Source organism: Corallococcus sp. CA054B, assembly GCF_003611625.1.
Classification (GTDB): Bacteria; Myxococcota; Myxococcia; order Myxococcales; family Myxococcaceae; genus Corallococcus; species Corallococcus coralloides.
The window spans coordinates 21,425-38,024 of record NZ_RAVY01000009.1; the positions used below are offsets into that span (position 1 = coordinate 21,425).

At 70.7% G+C, this 16,600-nt stretch carries 16 protein-coding genes; 12 read left to right on the forward strand and 4 right to left on the reverse strand.

The features are described 5' to 3' along the window. Positions 1–18: 18 nt before the first annotated feature. From D7V80_RS03980 to D7V80_RS04025, 10 genes are all read left to right on the forward strand, one after another. Complete coding sequence (locus D7V80_RS03980; RefSeq protein WP_233585119.1) at positions 19–1,371, forward strand: MATE family efflux transporter; 1,353 nt, start codon at positions 19–21, stop codon at positions 1,369–1,371. 201 nt (positions 1,372–1,572) lie between these two features. After that, on the forward strand, positions 1,573–2,799 hold the full coding sequence (locus tag D7V80_RS03985; RefSeq protein ID WP_120586890.1) for an inositol-3-phosphate synthase: 1,227 nt from the start codon (positions 1,573–1,575) through the stop codon (positions 2,797–2,799). Between the two features lie 4 nt (positions 2,800–2,803). After that, positions 2,804–3,736, forward strand: a complete 933-nt coding sequence (locus D7V80_RS03990) for a hypothetical protein (protein ID WP_120586891.1) — start codon at positions 2,804–2,806, stop codon at positions 3,734–3,736. Beyond that, on the forward strand, positions 3,733–4,923 hold the full coding sequence (locus D7V80_RS03995; protein ID WP_120586892.1) for a class I SAM-dependent methyltransferase: 1,191 nt from the start codon (positions 3,733–3,735) through the stop codon (positions 4,921–4,923). The genes D7V80_RS03990 and D7V80_RS03995 overlap by 4 nt, the downstream gene beginning before the upstream one ends. Positions 4,924–4,925: 2 nt before the next feature. Beyond that, a complete protein-coding gene (locus tag D7V80_RS04000) occupies positions 4,926–5,960 on the forward strand; it encodes a Gfo/Idh/MocA family protein (RefSeq protein WP_120586947.1) in 1,035 nt (344 codons plus the stop codon). Continuing rightward, positions 5,951–6,784: a hypothetical protein gene (locus D7V80_RS04005; protein WP_120586893.1), complete on the forward strand. Its 834-nt coding sequence runs from the start codon at positions 5,951–5,953 to the stop codon at positions 6,782–6,784. Before D7V80_RS04000 ends, D7V80_RS04005 begins: the two co-directional genes overlap by 10 nt. Next, entirely contained in the window at positions 6,781–8,256 is a 1,476-nt protein-coding gene (locus D7V80_RS04010) for a YcaO-like family protein (protein ID WP_120586894.1), read from the forward strand. Before D7V80_RS04005 ends, D7V80_RS04010 begins: the two co-directional genes overlap by 4 nt. A gap of 3 nt (positions 8,257–8,259) precedes the next feature. Next, entirely contained in the window at positions 8,260–9,111 is an 852-nt protein-coding gene (locus tag D7V80_RS04015) for a sugar phosphate isomerase/epimerase (protein ID WP_120586895.1), read from the forward strand. Further along, the gene (locus D7V80_RS04020) at positions 9,108–10,394 is read left to right on the forward strand and encodes a glycosyltransferase family 4 protein (protein ID WP_233585120.1); all 1,287 of its coding nucleotides are present in this window, start codon (positions 9,108–9,110) and stop codon (positions 10,392–10,394) included. The genes D7V80_RS04015 and D7V80_RS04020 overlap by 4 nt, the downstream gene beginning before the upstream one ends. Then, complete coding sequence (locus tag D7V80_RS04025) at positions 10,391–11,149, forward strand: PIG-L deacetylase family protein (RefSeq protein ID WP_120586897.1); 759 nt, start codon at positions 10,391–10,393, stop codon at positions 11,147–11,149. Before D7V80_RS04020 ends, D7V80_RS04025 begins: the two co-directional genes overlap by 4 nt. Here the strand turns inward: D7V80_RS04025 and D7V80_RS04030 are convergent. Then, on the reverse strand, positions 11,132–11,836 hold the full coding sequence (locus D7V80_RS04030; RefSeq protein ID WP_120586898.1) for an immunity 52 family protein: 705 nt from the start codon (positions 11,834–11,836) through the stop codon (positions 11,132–11,134). The two genes, D7V80_RS04025 and D7V80_RS04030, sit on opposite strands and share 18 nt — an antisense overlap. Next, the gene (locus D7V80_RS04035) at positions 11,833–13,200 is read right to left on the reverse strand and encodes a restriction endonuclease fold toxin 5 domain-containing protein (RefSeq protein ID WP_233585121.1); all 1,368 of its coding nucleotides are present in this window, start codon (positions 13,198–13,200) and stop codon (positions 11,833–11,835) included. Before D7V80_RS04035 ends, D7V80_RS04030 begins: the two co-directional genes overlap by 4 nt. Positions 13,201–13,276: 76 nt before the next feature. On the opposite strand from D7V80_RS04035, the gene D7V80_RS04040 reads away from it, so the two are divergent. Next, positions 13,277–13,714 carry a lipopolysaccharide assembly protein LapB gene (locus D7V80_RS04040; protein WP_120586900.1) on the forward strand — a complete coding sequence of 146 codons (438 nt, stop codon included), beginning with the start codon at positions 13,277–13,279 and terminating at the stop codon, positions 13,712–13,714. A 104-nt stretch (positions 13,715–13,818) separates the two neighbouring features. After that, on the forward strand, positions 13,819–14,694 hold the full coding sequence (locus D7V80_RS04045; protein WP_120586901.1) for an alpha/beta fold hydrolase: 876 nt from the start codon (positions 13,819–13,821) through the stop codon (positions 14,692–14,694). Positions 14,695–14,696: 2 nt separating this feature from the next. On the opposite strand, the gene D7V80_RS04050 is transcribed toward D7V80_RS04045, so the two are convergent. Continuing rightward, positions 14,697–15,491, reverse strand: a complete 795-nt coding sequence (locus D7V80_RS04050) for a hypothetical protein (RefSeq protein ID WP_120586902.1) — start codon at positions 15,489–15,491, stop codon at positions 14,697–14,699. 38 nt (positions 15,492–15,529) lie between these two features. Next, positions 15,530–16,597, reverse strand: coding sequence for a nicotinamidase (locus D7V80_RS04055; protein WP_120586903.1), 1,068 nt, complete (start codon positions 16,595–16,597; stop codon positions 15,530–15,532). Between the last annotated feature and the right edge of the window lie 3 nt (positions 16,598–16,600).

A 16,600-nucleotide genomic window follows, 5' to 3' on the forward strand; every position in this document is an offset into this window, starting at 1 on the left:
GCCTCCCTGTGGCTGGCGGTGAAGGGCTCCACCGAGGACCTGGCCACCGGGCCCGTGGATCGCGCCTTCCTGCTGCTGTCCGTGCCCATGGTGCTGGAGATGGTGATGGAGTCCGTCTTCGCCCTGGTGGACGTGCTCTTCGTGTCGCACCTGGGCGCGGACGCCATCGCCACCGTGGGCCTCACCGAGTCCATGCTCACGCTCCTCCAGACCCTGCCACTGGGTCTGTCCATCGGCGCCACCGCGCTCATCGCGCGCCGCATCGGGCAGAAGGACCCGGAGCGCGCCGCGAGCGCCGCGGTGCAGGCCCTGGGCCTGGGGCTCGCGCTGGCCGTGCCGCTGGCGTTCGCGGGCAGCTTCTTCGCGCGTCCGCTGCTCATGGCCCTGGGCGCCGCGCCCGGCGTGGTGGAGCACGGCGCGGGCTACACGCGGCTGATGCTGGCCAGCTTCCCCATCATCATGCTGCTGTTCCTCATCAGCGCCATCCTGCGCGGCGCGGGGGACGCGGCCACGTCCATGCGCGCGCTGTGGCTGGCCAACTCCGTGAACATCGTGCTCGCGCCGCTGTTCATCTTCGGCCTGGGCCCCGTGCCCGCCATGGGCGTCACCGGCGCCGCGCTGGCCACCACCGTGGGCCGCTCCACGGGCGTGCTGTATCAGGTGTACCGCCTGCTCAAGGGCACCGGACGTCTGGAGTTGCGCCGCCGCCACCTGCGCGTGGAGCTGTCCACGCTGCGCTCGCTGCTCAAGTTGTCGGGAGGCGCCACGCTCCAGTCGCTGTTGGGCATGTCCAGCTGGCTGGTGCTGATGCGCATCGTGGCCACCTTCGGCAGCACCGCGCTCGCGGGCTACACGCTGGCCATGCGCGTCCTGCTCTTCGCGCAGCAGCCGTCGTGGGGCCTGTCCCACGCGGCGGGCACGCTGGTGGGCCAGAGCCTGGGCGCGGGCGACACCGACCGCGCGGAGCGGGCCGCGTGGCGCGCCAGCTTCTACACGCTCGCGTTCCTGGGCGTGGTGGCGGTGGGCTTCCTCGTCTTCGCGGAGCCGCTCATCCACCGCTTCACCACCGAGCCGGAGGTGGGCCTGCACGCCGTGCGCTGCCTGCGCATCGTCAGCTGCAGCCTGGCCCTCTACGCCTTCGCCACCGTGCTGCCCCACGCCTTCAACGGCGCGGGCGACACCACCACCCCCACCGTGGTGAACGCGCTCTTCTCCTGGGGCCTCCAGCTGCCGCTCGCGTGGGTCCTCTCCCATCCCCTGGGCCTGGGTCCCTCGGGCGCGTTCATCGCCATCGCCGTCACGTACGGAGCGCTCGGTCTGACGAGCGCCGCCCTCTTCCGGCGCGGCGGCTGGAAGCTGCGCCACGTCTGAGGCCGTCCTCCGCCAGCCGACAGTCCACACGGTCCCGGGGCTGAGTTGAAAGCCCCCGGGCAGGTGCCGACCTTCCACGAACTCTCGCAGCGAGTGGGCGCAAGCAAGCGCCTCCAGCCACGGGGCTCCTGTCACCCCGGGGCGCCGCCGAAGTGTCGCCGCGAGAGCACGGGGCACAACGGTCGGGGAGGGGCATTACACATGGCGGGCAACGAGCGGTTGGGCGTGGCGGTGGTGGGACTGGGCGGCGCGGTGGCGACCACGGCGGTGGCGGGCATGGAACTCTTGCGCCGGGGACGGGTGGACACGCGGGGCCTGCCCCTGGCGGATGCGAAGGGCCTGGGGCTGGTGGAGTACGGCGAGCTGACCTTCGGCGGCTGGGACCTGTTCGAGGACGACCTGGCGCACGCGGCGCGCAACCACGCGGTGCTGACGGAGGCGCAGCTGGAGGCGGTGGCGCCCACGCTGGGCCGCATGCGGCCGTGGCCCGCGGCCTCCAACGCGAAGTTCTGCAAGAACGTCATCGGCACCGCGGAGAAGAAGGCGCGCACCCTGCGCGAACAGGTGCGGGCCATCCGCGACGACCTGGCCCGCTTCAAGCAGGACCAGGAGCTGGACCGCGTGGTGGTGGTGAACCTGGCCTCCACGGAGAAGGCCGTGGACCTCACCCGTCCGGAGTTCGCCACACCGGAGTCCTTCGAGAAGGCCCTGGACGCGAACGCCCCGGACATCGGCCCCGCGATGCTCTACGCGTACGCGGCCATCGTGGACGGCATCCCGTTCGCCAACTTCACGCCCAGCGTCGCCGCGGACGTGCCCGCGCTGCTGCTCTTGGCGAAGCGCACCGGCGCGCCCATCGCGGGCAAGGACGGCAAGACGGGGCAGACGCTGCTCAAGACGGTGCTCGCCCCCGCGCTGCGCGACCGCGCGCTGCACGTGGACGGCTGGTACTCCACCAACATCCTGGGCAACCGCGACGGCGAAGCCCTCAACGACCCGGCGTCAAAGCAGAACAAGCTCGACACCAAGGGCGCCGCGCTGGACAGCATCCTTGGCTACAAGGTCCAGGACCACGTCGTCCAAATCCAGTACTACCGCCCGCGAGGGGACAACAAGGAGGCCTGGGACAACATCGACGTGACGGGCTTCCTGGGGCAGCCCATGCAGCTGAAGCTCAACTTCCTCTGCAAGGACTCCATCCTCGCCGCGCCGCTCGTCGTGGAGCTGGCGCGCACGCTGGACCTGGCCAAGCGCCGGGGCGAGTGCGGCGTCATCGACGCGCTGGGCTGCTTCTTCAAGGCCCCCATGTCGCAAGACGGCGAGCCCGTGGAGCACGCCATGGCGGAGCAGCAGCGCCGGCTGATGGCGTGGCTTGGCGCGGGCCGCGCTCGGCAGGCGGAGCGCCGCCCGGAACGCATCAGGGGCTAAAGCCATGAACGCACCCGCGCGTGACACGGCGTCCCCGAGCCGTCTGGCGGAGCTCCGCCCGCTCCTGTCGGAGCTGATGGACCTCAAGCGCATCCGCACCCCGGACCACCCGGACGGCCTGGCGGCGCACGGCTTCCGCCGGGCCTGGGCCGCGCTGGCCTCCGGCATGGACCCACGCAGCGTCGCGCTGCGGGAGACGGCGCGCGCATTGGCGGCGGTGCGGCTGGGCGGACTGGACATGGACGTCCTCCAGCGGGCGGGGCTGTCCCCGCTGGACGCGACGCGGGTGCTGCACCGGGGCCTGGAAGCGGTGGCCGCGCCGCTGGACCCGGGCCTGAGGGAGCGGCTGTCCGTGGCGCTCTCCCAGCCACCGGAGGAGACGTGTCACGTGCCGCCGCCCCTGTTCGTGGAGCGGCTGGTGCGTCAGCCCCGCGCCGGGGCCACGTCCCCGAACCGGCCGCGCCTCCTCGTCCCACCGCTGGAGAGTCATGCGGACCACTGCTACGCGGTGGCGGTGGGCGCGGTGCTCGTCGCGCCACGCTTCGGCGCCTCCCCAGCCCTCCCGTTCATGGCGGGGCTTTCGCACCATCTCTTCAACGCGGCCCTGCCGGACGCGGGCTACACCGGCGAGTCCCTGCTGGGTGAGTGGCTGGAGCCCATCGCGAAGCGACTCACGGACGCGGCGCTGACCGCGCTGCCGGAGCAGCTGGCCGGTGTCGTGCGGCAGGCGCTGGCGCTCACCGGCAACGTGGACTCGGCGGAGGCACGCGCCTTCAACGCCGCGGATACGCTGGACCGCGTCCTGGAGCTGGAGGCCCACGCGCGCGCGGCGGGCTTCACCCTGCGCCAGGCCATGGAGGACCTGGAGCTGATCCACCCCGGCCCGCTCCAGGCCTTTGGCAACGACGTGCTGCGCGAGACGGAGGTGTGGCCATGAGCCTGCCGCGCGAGTGCGCCGCCTCGCCGCCGGGCCTGCGCCATCCCTTCACCGGCCTGCCCCTGAAGCCCGTGACGCCGGAGCTGTGGACGGATGGAGCCACGCGCTGGCCCGTCGTGGACGGCATTCCCTACCTGCGCACCGGCCGGGAAGCCCTGCGCGAAGCCGTGGTCTCGGCGCTGGAGCGGGGGGACCGCCTCCACGCGAAGGCGCTGCTGTTGCGAGACCAGGACGACCATGCGCGCCTCCCGCCTCCGCCGCTGGCGGAGACCACCCGCCTGGTGGAGGGCGTCGAGTCGCGGGCCCTGGGTTTGAGGGACGCCCTGGAGCAACTGCGCTTCGGGCCGGTCGCCCACTACTTCGCCCACCGGCAGTCCGCCCCCACCTTCCTGAGCGCGCTGGGGCTGCTGTCCCAGCACTGGGACGCGCCCCCCTGCGTGGTGGAGGTGGCCTGCGGCATCGGGCAGGTGCTGCACGAGGTGTCCGTGAGAGGCACCCCGGTCCTGGGCGTGGACGTCGTGTTCTCCAAGCTGTGGCTCGCACGTCACTTCATCGTGCCGGACGCCATGCTGCTCTGCGCGGACGCGTCCGCGGGACACCTGCCCTTCGCGCCCCTGGAGGGCGCCACGGTGATGTGCCACGACGCGCTCTACTTCCTGCCGGACAAGGCCCGCGTGCTGGGGGAGCTGCGCCGCGTGGCGGGGAGCACGGGCCGGGTGCTCGTGGGCCATGCCCACAACCGCAAGGTGGACCAGCGGGGTGTGGGCGGCACGCCGCTGAGCCCGGACGAATACGCGGCGCTCATGCCCGGCGCCGCCTGTTACGACGACGCCGCCTTCGTCACCTGCTTCCTCGAAGGAACCCGCGTGCCGGCCACCGCGCCCGGGCAACTGGATGCCGCGGAGGCGCTCGCCTTCGCCTGGCCCGGAGGGCCGGGGCGGCGCGCCATCGACTTCGGCGTGCCCGTGCCGGGTGCGCGGCTGCGTCCCAACCCGCTGCTGGAGGTGCGTGACGGGCGCGTCCACCCGGCCTGGCCCACGCAGGGACTGGCCGCGGAGTACGCCACGGCCCACTACCTGCGAGGGGACGCGGCGCTGCTCCAGCAGGCCACCGCCCGCGGCGCGGACGAATCGCGCGTCCGGCTCGCGCGGCGGCGCTGGCTCTTGAACCTTCCGGAGAGGTGGTGACCATGTTCGAGGCGAGGCCGAAGGCCCGAAGACTGGGCTGGGCGGTGGTGGGCTGTGGCTGGGTGGCGCGGGACTACGTCATCCCGGCGCTCCAGGGCGCGAGCAACGCGCGGCTGGTGGCCCTGTGCGACGCGAACGCGGAGGCGCTGATGCGCATCCCCGCGGACGACGTGAATCGCTACACCGCGCTGGGGTCGGTGCTGGCGGACAAGGACGTGCAGGCCGTCTACATCGCCACGCCCAACCACCTGCACGCGGCGATGACGGAGGCGTGCGCCGCCGCGGGCAAGCACGTGCTGTGCGAGAAGCCCATGGCCGTCACGCCGCGAGATGGCCTGCGCATGGTGTCCGCGTGCCAGCGCGCGGGCGTGCACTACGCCACCGCGTTCGACCAGCGCCACCACGCGGCGCACCGCAAGCTGCGCACGCTGGTGAAGGAAGGCGTGCTGGGCACCGTCACCCAGGCGCGCATCCACTACGCCTGCTGGCTGCCCGAGGACTGGACGCCGGACAACTGGCGCATCGACCCGGAGCAGGCCGGCGGCGGCGCGATGATCGACCTGGCGCCGCACGGCCTGGACCTGCTGGAGGTGGTGCTGGGCGACGAGTGGGAATCACTCACCGCCATGACGCAGCGGCGCGTGCACCGCTACGCCGTGGACGACGGCGCGGTGTTGATGGGCCAGTTCAAGAGCGGCGCGCTGGGCCTCTTGCAGGTGGCCTACAACTGCCCGGACGCGTACCCCCGGCGCACGCTGGAGCTCATCGGCACCCGGGCGCGAGCGCTGGCGTACAAGACCATGGGCCAGACGCCCGGCGGCTCCCTGTCGCTCATCGACGCGAAGACGGGAGAGGAGACGTGGGTCCCCCTCTCGCCGGAAGAGGACCGCAGCCCCTTCCTCCACCAGGTGGAGGTCTTCTCCGCCTGCGTGCTGGAGGGCCGTCCGCAGCCGTTCGCGCCGGAGCGCGACGTGCGGCTCGTGGGGCTGCTGACGCAGGCGACGCAGGCTGGAAAGGCGTTTCCGCCATGTCACTGACCCGCTACGCCTGCACCCACTGCGGCACGTGGCAGCCGGGCTTCCCGCGCGAGCAGCCCACGGGCTGCCCCACCTGCCTGGACGTGCGCAACGCGCTGCCGCGCGACGGCTGGGACTTCCAGACGGCGGGCCAGGTGTCGGAGCGGCTCGGCACGCGCTGGGAGGAGGCGCTGCCCGGCATCTGGGGCTTCACCTGCACGCCGTCCTTCGGCCTGGGCTCCACGGGGTGGCTGCTGCGCAGGCCCGAGGGCAACGTCGGCTTCGAGGGCGCGCCCTGGTACTCACGGCCCGCGCTGGAGTTCATCGAGGTCATGGGCGGCCTCCAGGTGCTGTCCGCGTCGCATCCGCACGGCTTCGGGGCGCTGTGGCAGCTGCAGGAGCACTTCGACCCGCTGCTCGTGCTGCACCGGGACGCGGTGCGCTTCAGCAAGGCCTTCCAGGTGCGCTGGCCGGTGGATGACGAGCACGAGCTGGCGCCGGACCTGACGCTGCATTGCGTGGGCGGCCACTACGAGGGCCAGACGGTGCTGTACGACGCGCGCACCCGCTCGCTGTTCTGCGGCGACGCGCTGAAGGTGGACCTGGACGCGCGAGGCAGGCCCACGGGCCTGTCGTGCCACAAGGGCTTCCACTACGCGATTCCGCTGAGCCACGGCGAGCTGCGCCGCTACCGCGCGGTGCTCAAGCAGCTCCCGTTCGAGAACGTCTTCACCCCGTTCGAGTTCGCGCGTGGCGTCACCCGCGAGCACGCGCTGGCGCTGTTCGACCGGCTGCTCTCGGGCATGCCGCACACCCGTCCCCTGTCCTTGGAGGAACTGTCATGAGCATTGCCCGAGCCATCGACGCGTATCACCACGCCGTGTCCACCGGCGCCCTGCAGCTGTTCCGCATCGACCCCATCGACCGGCTGGGGATTCCGGTGGCCTCCGCCAGCCTGGCGCTGGGGGGCGGGACGGGCGCGGTGCTGCACGGCAACGGCTACGGCCGCACGGACGAAGAGGCGCGGGTGGGCGCGCTGGGCGAGCTGGTGGAAGAGACCTTCTGCGAGCTCGCGATGCACCGCATGCCGCGCGTGCACGGCAGCTACGCGGCGCTGGTGCGCGCGCGAGGCCCCACCGCGGTGGCGGATCCGCTCACGCTGGGGCTGCCCGCGGGCAGTCCGTATCAACCGGACCTGCCGCTCGTCTGGGTGGAGATGCAGCGGCTGGCCACCGGCGAGCGGGTGCTGGTGCCGGAGGAGTACGTCGCCATCCATCCCGGGCAGTTGCAGGGGAAGACCCCGCTCATCACGCCCATCACCAACGGCCAGGGCGCGGGGCTGACGCGGCCCCAGGCGCTGGCGCACGGCCTGCTGGAGCTCATCCAGCGCGACGGCAACGGGCTGATGTACCGCGCCATGGACCAGGGCGTGGTGCTGGACCTGGAGGGCACGGACCTGGCGCCGGACGTGCGCGAGCTGTTGGAGCTCTACCGCCGCGCGGGCGTGGAGGTGATGGCGAAGCTGGCCAGCACGGACTTCGGCCTGGTGAACCTGTACGTGGTGGGTCGCGACCCGTCCGTGGGGGACCAGCCGCTGATGGTGACGGCGTGCGGAGAGGCGGCCGACCCGGACCGGGACCGGGCCCTGCGCAAGGCGCTGCTGGAGTACGCCTGCTCGCGAGCACGCAAGGCGTTCATGCACGGGCCGCTGAGCCACGTGGCCCGGGTGGCGCCGCCGGAATACATGGACCGCTTCGTGCCCCAGGTGGACCTGGACGCGGAGGAGCCGCGCGCGCTGAACGCGATGGTGGAGTGGGCGCGGCTGCCGGCCCCGGCGCTGCGCGAGCTGACGGCGTGCACGCTGACGGTCCGCCAGAAGGTGCGCTTCGAGGACCTGCCCCGCTCGCCCACCGTGGAGGACCCGTCGCTCCGGTGCGACCACGTGGTGAGGCAGCTGCACGCGGCGGGCTTCGACATCCTGGTCGCGGACCTGTCGCCGCCGGGCCGCCAGGTGCACGTGGTGAAGGCGCTGGTGCCGGGCCTGGAGGTGGAGACGATGACGTACAACCGCCTGGGCGAGCGCAACGTATCGAGGCTCCTGGAGCGCAGGGACCCGCTGGTGGGCCTGGGAGCGCCGCCGCCGGGCGCGCAGCCGGTGCGGCTGACGCCAGAGGCCGAGTCGCGGCTGGGAGGACCGGTCTGGTTCAACGTGCGGCTGGCGGAGGCGCGGGTAGGCAGGCTGTACGCGCTCTACCGGGAGCCGGACCGCCACGCGGTGCCGGCGGTGCTCGCGAGCCGCCGCTTCGGAGGGCAGTGAGCCATGGCCCTGCGCTTCGCGTACAACACCAACGGTGTATCGAACCACCGCTTCGAGGACGCGCTGGGCCTCATCGCGGACAGTGGCTACGACGGCGTGGCGCTGACGCTGGACCACCACCACTTCGACCCGTTCGCGCCGGACTTCGAGCAGCGCACGGAGCAGCTCGCCACGAGGCTGGAGCGGCTGGGCCTGGGGCTGGTGGTGGAGACGGGGGCGCGCTTCCTGCTGGACCCCAGGAGGAAGCACGAGCCCACGCTCATCACCCCGGAAGCGGAGGGCCGCGCGCGGCGGCTGGAGTTCCTGAAGCGCGCGGTGGACGTGTGCGCCACGTGCCGGGGGGAAGCGGTGTCCTTCTGGGCGGGAGTGCCCCGCCCGGGCGTGACGGAGGAGGCCGCGTGGCCGTGGCTGGTGGACGGCGTGACGCGGCTGGCGGAGTACGCGGCGGTGCGCGGCGTGGTGCTGGCGGTGGAGCCGGAGCCGGGGATGCTGGTGGAGACGGTGGACGGCTGGCGCCGCTTGGAGGCGCGGGTGCCCGGCGTGCGTCTGGCATTGGACGTGGGGCACCTGCTGGTGACGCAGGAGCGGACCCCCGCGGAGGCGGTGCGCGAGTTCGCGCCGGTGCTGGGCACGGTGGCGCTGGAGGACATGAAGCGCGGCGTGCATGAGCACCTGCCGTTTGGCGAAGGCGACGTGGACGTGCCGTCGGTCCTGCGAGAGCTGACGCGCGCGGGCTACGACCGGCTGGTGTGCGTGGAGCTGTCGCGGGACGCGCACCGGGCGCACGAGCTGGTGCCCCGGGCGCTGGAATGGTTGAGGGAGCGCCTGCCGACGGGCGCGGAGGTGGCGGCGTGAACAGCGTGAACGGACTGCGGATCTGCTTCATCTCCCGGCGCTTCTTCCCGGCCATCTCGGGGATGAGCGTCTATGCGCTGAACCTGGTGCGGGAGCTGGTGGCGTGCGGGCATGACGTGACGATGGTGAGCCAGTACCGCAGCGACGCCGCGGGCATGGCGGTGTACGGAGGAGGTCCGCCGCCGGGCATCCCAGGCGCGCACGTGCTGGGCTGCGAGTCGGTGGGTGAGCAGCGCATCAACCAGGGCCAGCCGGCGAGCTTCGAGCACGACCTGGAGGTGATGGTGGAGACGGTGGTGCGCGAGCACCGGCGCCGCCCGTTCGACATCATCCATGCGCAGTACGGCTATCCGTGCGGCCTGGCGGCGCTGCAGGCGGCGAGGCTCCTGGGCTTGCCCAACGTCGTCTCCATCCAGGGCGGAGACGGGCACTGGGTGGGGACCTGCTGCGGGACGCACAAGCAGGCGATGCTCGCGGTGCTGGGCCACGCGGGGGCGCTGCTGATTGGGAGCAGGTCCTTCGCGCAAGAGGTGAGCGAGCACCACGGGACCCCGCTGGAGCGGTTCACCATCGTCCCCGGCGCCACGGACACGCAGCGCTTCCATCCGAGGAGTGAGTCGACGCAGGGAGACCTGCGGGACGTGCCGGTGTGGCTGTACCACGGCCGGGTGGACGCTCGGAAAGGGGTGATGGAGCTGCTGGATGCCGTGCAGCGGCTGGTGGCGGACGGGCGGAAGTTCAAGCTGCGGGTGTCTGGGATTGGGCCGGACGTGGAGGCGCTGCGTTCGAGGGTGGCGACGGAGGGGCTCCAGGGCGTGGTGGAGCTGACGGGTGCGTCCACCTACGCGGAGGCGCCGGACCTGTACCGGAGCGGGGACCTGTTCGTATCGCCCACGTATTCAGAAGGGTTCTCCAACACGCTGCTGGAGGCGATGGCCTCCGGGCTGCCCATCGTGTCGACGCGAGCGGTGGGGGTGGTGGACTGCCTGGAGGACGGCAGGGATGCGCTGCTGGTGCCGCCGAAGGACAGCGCCGCGCTGGCGGAGGCGATGGGCCGGCTGATGGACGACGCGCCGCTGCGCAAGCGGTTGGCGGTGACGGCGCTGCGCGAGGTGCGGGAGCTGTACTCGTGGCGGGCGGTGGGGCGGAGGATTCAAGGTGTCTACAGGAACCTGACGGGCACGCGGCCGGACACGCGGTGGACGCACCTCTACGACCCGGCGATGACGGAGGAGCGCGCGGACCACACCTGCCGGTTCCGGGCGGAACCGCACCTGCTATGAGCACGGCCCTGTTCGTGTCGCCGCACCTGGACGACGTGGCCTTCTCCTGTGGAGGCACGTTGGCGGCGTTGAAGGCGAAGGGGTGGACGGTGGCGCTCGTCACCGTCTTCACGCGCTCGGTGCCGAAGCCGAAGGGCTTCGCGCTGCAATGTCAGACATCGAAGGGGCTGGGGCCGGAAGTGGACTACATGGCCCTGCGGAGGAAGGAGGACCGCGCCTTCGCGGCCTGCATGGGCGTGGACCAGGTGCGGTGGGGGGACCTGGAGGAAGCGCCGCATCGGGGCTACGCGAGCCCGGAAGCGCTGTTCCAGCCACCGCGAGCGGACGACGGCATCGAAGCGAAGGTGGCGAAGTGTCTGAAGCCGGTGTTGTGGGACCTGAAGCCGGACCGGGTCTTCGTGCCCCAGGCGTTGGGAAGCCACGTGGACCACGTGCAGGTGGTGCGAGCCGTGAAGGGGCTGGGCATCCCAACGAACCGGATCCTCTACTACCGGGACACGCCGTACGCCGTGCGCCAGCCCAAGGCCCGCCCCGACGCCGCCGTGCCCCAGGGCCTGCGACCCCTGGCGGTGGACATCACGGAGCACCTGCCGAAAAAGGTGGAGGGCTGCGTCCGCTACGGCACGCAGCTGGGCTTCCAGTTTGGCGGAGTGGACGGCCTGGCTCGGACGCTCACGACCTTCCACCGGATGGAAGCACAAGCACGGGGACAGCAAGGAGCAGCGGAGGTGTTCCTGTCACAAGGCACGCAGTAGACCGGCTGCATCAAGAACCTGGTGCACCTCCGTGGCCAGCCGGACGTGTTCTGGGTTCGTCACGGTGAAGCGTTCCTCCGTGAGGAGGACCAGGGTTCCCAGGTCATCCACGGGCTCGACGCGCACAGGGGCAGGAAGCGGAGGAACCTCTCCCCACTGCCGGGAGAAGTACGTCATCCAGCCCACGAAGGTGCCCGCGTCTCCCGATGAAGGCGACACCTTGTCCCGATACTCCCGAGATGCAACGACGCTCCACGTCGGCTCCCAACAACGCACCACGGAACGGAGCACCTCGCGCAGGAGCGGTGCGGACAGGACGCGCTCTGCCATGTCACCACGGCGAGGAGGACTGACCAAGCACATCGACGTCGGCACATCATCCGCGGAACCGCAGTAACCATCGACCAGACTTGTCTCATCCGGATGGGTTCCCGCCCACAGCCAGTAGCGAAAGGCGTCACCCAGCCGGTTCTTCTTCCGAGCGAACAGCTTCATGAAGTTTGCACGGTCCGTCGAGAACGTCCGTGCACTCGCATCCTTGAACGTGCGTCCGGCCTCGTGCCATCTCCGCCACTCGGGCTCAAGGCGGCCCAGTGCATCGAACAGGTTCGATGCTCGGGTGGCACAGGACTCCGCATCCTCGGACCGTCCCAGCCAGTAAGCGCCTACGTAGTAGTCGTCGGTCATTCGATCGGTACAGCTCTTTTCTTTGGGGAGTGGAAGCGTACTTCCACTCCGACGCGGCGGTCTTTGAATAGGAGACGCAGTGCATCCGCGAATTTCTCCTCCGCGACCACCCATCGAACGCGCAGTCCTCCAGCGACCCTCAGCTGCCGCTGAGCTTGATCAGCCAGTGCGTCCGCATTTTTGAAGAACCCTTTCGCCATCAGATCGGAATCAAAGAACTGCTCGTAGCCAGGTCCCTTGGCTTCCAGCAGAACAGGCTCCTCCGGATCGAAGCCGTCGAAGTCGACCTCCTCGTCCCCTCGCTTGACCCGGTACGCGGAGCCCTTCGGCGCCCCCGTCACCTGGGCCTGATAGTCGCGGGCACGGTCGGACATCGACTCATTCACCTGTACCCACTTGCCCGGACCTCCCGTGCTGCCACTCGGAGGCGGGCCCATCGCAGCCATGGCCACCGCCGTGGACGCGAGCGTCACCTCCACCACTCCGTCCACCACCGCCACCGCGCTCACGTCCAGCACGCGCGCCGGGTTGAAGCCCGCCTGTGTCGAGCCCAGCCGCACCGCGTCCGGGAAGCGCGGCATCAAGGAGAGCGCGGATGACAGCCCTACCGTCACGCCGTGACTCACCAGCACCGTCACCGCGAGCACGAAGACGCGCGCCACCTCCGGCCCCAATGCCTGCGCGAAGACCTCCGCCGCCTCCTCCAGCTCCTGGAACGTCTGCGCCCTATCCGTGGCCGCCTTCAGCGCACCGCACGCCCTCACCACCGCGAGGAACGACTGCACGCCCACGTACGCCAGGAACACGGCGGCAATCACCGCAGCGGCCTTGGTGAACAGAGGCTCCGGAGCCGCCGCCAACACCACCCAGGACGCAATCGCTCCCGAGACCACGGACACGAAGAACTCCGGGTTCAGCGTGTCCTGCAACGCCGCGCCAATGCTCGCTCGCAAGGGGTCCAGCGACATGCCCACCGCGAGCGTCAGCCGGTCCAGCTCACCGAAACCCGCCCCATCCTCCAGCAAGGACAGACAGTCCCCCGGAGCCTCATGCGCCCGGCACCACCGCCCGTACCCGTCCCGCAGCATGAACCCGAGCCCCAGGTCCAGCTGTGCCCCCTTCTTCGCGACCGCGCGCACCACCCTCGGTGACCGCAGCGTCAGCGGCACCTCCAACACCAATCGCGCCAGCGCCGCCTCGAACTCCCGTGCACTGACCGGCACACGCCGGTCCCAGGTCACTGGTGCATACGTCCGGGTCCCCTGCTCCGTGCGCAGCCGCACCGTGGGTCCGCTGGCGCAGCCCACCCAGAACACCAGCAGCATCAGCCAGCAGCCAGCCCGTCCCCACGGTTTCGTGCCCAAGCGGCGTCTCCAACTCACGACAGGTCATCTACACTGTGCCGAGGACCGCGATTCTCCCCCGGTCACCGGAGCACGGATGACGTCGATATCGGATGAGACCCACGAGCGCATCACCGACCTCTGCGCCCAGGGAGACACCGCCGCGGGACAGGAAGACTTCGAGCAGGCCCTGAAACACTTCAAGGCCGCCCTCGCCCTGATTCCCGAACCCACCCGCGACCATCAGCAGAACACCTGGGTGCGCGCCGCCATCGGCGACATGTACTTCCAGCTCGAGCGCTTCGAGGACTGCCGCGAGCACTTCCGCGAAGCCGTCCACTCGCCCGGAGGGCTCGGCAATCCCTTCATCCACCTGCGGCTCGGCCAGAGCGCCCTGGAGCTGGGAGACGAAGCCCGCGCCGCCGACGAGCTGGCCCGCGCCTACATGGGCGGAGGCGAGGAGCTCTTCGAAGGCGACGACGCGAAGTACCTGGAGTTCATCCAGGCCCGCCTGAAGCCGCCCCAGGACGCCTGAGGGTTCCGGGGACCGAGCGCCGGACTCCCCGCTCGACCTGGCGCCTCACGCACACGGGGCATGCACACCCTGAGGCGTGAACCCGCTCCCGCGAGGAGGCGCCCATGACACGCCAGCAGCCGAGCACCGTCCGTCCCTTCTTCCCGGAAGGCTTCCGCGAAGGCGACGAGGACGTCAACGGCACGCGGATCCACTTCGTCATCGGAGGCAAGGGCAGCCCCGTCCTGCTGCTGCACGGCTACACGCAGACGCACCTCATGTGGTGGCGCCTGGCGCCGGAGCTCGCGAAGCAGCACACCGTGCTCATCCCGGACCTGCGAGGCGCGGGCGCCTCGGCCGCCCCCGCGCGGGGCTATGACAAGGAGACGATGGCCCGCGACATGCGCGCGCTGGTGAAGAAGCTCGGCTTCGACAAGGTCTCCGTCGTGGGCCACGACATCGGGCTGATGGTCGCCTACGCCTACGCCGCCTTGTTCCCCGACGAGGTCGAACGCCTGGCCCTCCTGGACGCGTTCCTGCCGGGCATCGAGCCCTGGTCCGACCAGGTCATGAGCAGCAGGGACGTGTGGCACTTCACCTTCAACGGCGCCACCGCGGAGAAGCTGGTGCAGGGGCGTGAGCGCATCTACTTCGACCATTTCTGGACCGACCTTGCCGCCAATCCCCAGGCCGTCGGCGAAGCGGAACGGCAGGCGTACACGGAGGCCTACGCGGCTCCGGGCCGGCTCCATTCGACGTGGAGCTACTTCCAGGCCTTCGACCAGGACAAGAAGGCCTTCCGGGAGCTGGCCCGGAACAAGCTCCCCATGCCCGTGATGGTCATTGGCGGTGACAAGTCCCTGGGCGAACCGCTCGTCGCGCAGGCGCGTGCGGTGGCGAATCAGGTCGAGCCCCACATCCTCCGGGACACCGGCCACTGGGTGACCGAGGAGCGGCCCGAGGAGGTCCGCGAGCTGCTCGGAGACTTCCTCCGGGCGTGACGTCAGGCCCCGAAGCCGCCCAGCGCCGTGCGGCTGAAGCTGGCTGCGCCCTGGCTGACGCGCACGGCGGACTGGCTGAACACCTGGAACGCGGCGCGGATCTCCTGGGCGCTCTGCCCCGGCGTGAGAATCCACCGGTCCGCGATGCCCATCTCCTGGAACACGCGCCGGAAGTCCGTCACCCCATCGTCGATGCCCATCGCCGCGACGATGTGGTTCTCCACCCGCTGCAGGTCCTTCACCAGCGCCGCCACGTCCTTTGCCCGCGCCTTCTGCGACCCCGCGTCCGCGCCGTCCGTGATGAGCAACGTCACCGTGCGCACCGGCACCCCGTTGCCGCTGAACTCCTGCGCCTTCGCCAGCACCGTGCCCAGCAGCACCACCGCCTGGTCGTACAGCGGCGTCCCCAGGTCCGCCGAGTAGTTCTTGGAGTGCATCCGCACCACGTCCTCCAGCGGCCGGAACGGATTGAGCACGTGTCCGTTCAGGTAGCGCGTGTGGAACAGCACGCCATCCTTCTGCTGGCTCGCCAGGAGCGCGTCCAGCACCAGGTTGTGTCCATCACATACCGTCTTCGTGTGCCCCGCGTGCGAGATGCTCCCGGAGTCATCCGGCATCACCGTCACCAGCACCACCTCGCTCGCCTGCACGTCGTCCACGTGGATGCCCAGGCCCGCTTGAATCTGCGCTCCCAGGTCCACCACCGTGAGCGTCTGCAACCCCGCCATGCTCAGGGTGCCCTCCGCGTGCGCGTCCTCGAAGAGCTTCGTGACACCCGTCCCGTTCGCCTTGCTCATGTCCGTGTCTCCCTTCGTGTGAGTGCCAATGCCAGGCGTCACGCCAGGTGCAGATCCGGCCAGCTCGCCAGCGGGTCCGTGGACTTCACCAGGTGCATGCCCGCGTCCGCGAAGCGCTTGAGCGCCGCGTCCGCCTGCGGCGTGAAGTCCGCCGCGAAGCCGCCCTTGCCGTCCGGCACCGTCACCGACGACATGCAGTCCGTCAGCAGGTACACCTTGCGAGCCAACGCCGCGTCCTGCGCGACGATCTCCCCCAGCAGGTCGTCGATGCTGCTCTTCACGCAGTGGCTGGCCGCCTGCCCGCCAATCACCACCGCGTCCGACGTGAGCAGCGTCTTCAGGAACTGCGTGTTGCGCTGCGCGAGCGGCTGGCCGTCATGCCGCATCAGCACCTCCGGCCGCAGCACCGAGTAGTTCTCCGTCAGCGGGTTGCCGCCCTTCACCTCCGCCCACGACTGCACGCCGCGCGCGTACGAGTGGAACAGCCGCGCCTCCTGCACCACGCCCGACAGCGCGTGCCCGTCGCTGCCCAGCAGGCAGTGCGGCGGCCACAGGTAGAGCGTGTACTTCCCCGCGCGCTCCAGCTCCTCGCAGTAGAACTTCACCTGCTTGAGCAGCCACGGGTAGTTGCCGCCGCACAACCACTTCGCCACCGCGGGGTTTGGCTTGGCCTGGCCGCGCTCGATCTGCTCGCGAGTCACCTCGCGGTACGGCTGGAGCGGCTGGTCGTCCTGGTCCAACCAGAAGGACGGGAAGAAGATCTGGTAGGCGAAGTGCGTATCCAGCGTCGCGGTGACGTTCGTCAGCGTCCCCAGGTTCCGGTAGATGAACTCCGCGATGCGGCGGTTGTCGTCGATGGCGCCCCGCCCGCTGCGCCCCGCCACGTACAGCGAGCCATCCGGGAAGCAGAAGTCCTTCTGCACGTCGATGAGCAGCAGGTGCAGATTGAAGCGGTCCGTGGCCGCCGCCGTCACGCCCTGCGCCGCCTTCCACGCTCCGGCGTCGCGCTGGAGCTTCCCGGCGTTCGGGCCGTAGCCGTACTCCGCCGCGTGGTTGGAATTGTAGAACCCGGGCAGCGGCAGTTCCTTCACGGTCGTCTTCTTCATGTC

Coding starts and splice junctions, on each gene's coding strand:
- D7V80_RS04045 (WP_120586901.1), top strand. CDS start 13,819: ATGACACGCCAGCAGCCGAGCACCGTCCGTCCCTTCTTCCCGGAAGGC.
- D7V80_RS04005 (WP_120586893.1), top strand. CDS start 5,951: ATGTCACTGACCCGCTACGCCTGCACCCACTGCGGCACGTGGCAGCCG.
- D7V80_RS03995 (WP_120586892.1), top strand. CDS start 3,733: ATGAGCCTGCCGCGCGAGTGCGCCGCCTCGCCGCCGGGCCTGCGCCAT.
- D7V80_RS04050 (WP_120586902.1), bottom strand. CDS start 15,491: ATGAGCAAGGCGAACGGGACGGGTGTCACGAAGCTCTTCGAGGACGCG.
- D7V80_RS04015 (WP_120586895.1), top strand. CDS start 8,260: ATGGCCCTGCGCTTCGCGTACAACACCAACGGTGTATCGAACCACCGC.
- D7V80_RS03985 (WP_120586890.1), top strand. CDS start 1,573: ATGGCGGGCAACGAGCGGTTGGGCGTGGCGGTGGTGGGACTGGGCGGC.
- D7V80_RS04025 (WP_120586897.1), top strand. CDS start 10,391: ATGAGCACGGCCCTGTTCGTGTCGCCGCACCTGGACGACGTGGCCTTC.
- D7V80_RS04010 (WP_120586894.1), top strand. CDS start 6,781: ATGAGCATTGCCCGAGCCATCGACGCGTATCACCACGCCGTGTCCACC.
- D7V80_RS04055 (WP_120586903.1), bottom strand. CDS start 16,597: ATGAAGAAGACGACCGTGAAGGAACTGCCGCTGCCCGGGTTCTACAAT.
- D7V80_RS04000 (WP_120586947.1), top strand. CDS start 4,926: ATGTTCGAGGCGAGGCCGAAGGCCCGAAGACTGGGCTGGGCGGTGGTG.
- D7V80_RS04030 (WP_120586898.1), bottom strand. CDS start 11,836: ATGACCGACGACTACTACGTAGGCGCTTACTGGCTGGGACGGTCCGAG.
- D7V80_RS03990 (WP_120586891.1), top strand. CDS start 2,804: ATGAACGCACCCGCGCGTGACACGGCGTCCCCGAGCCGTCTGGCGGAG.
- D7V80_RS04040 (WP_120586900.1), top strand. CDS start 13,277: ATGACGTCGATATCGGATGAGACCCACGAGCGCATCACCGACCTCTGC.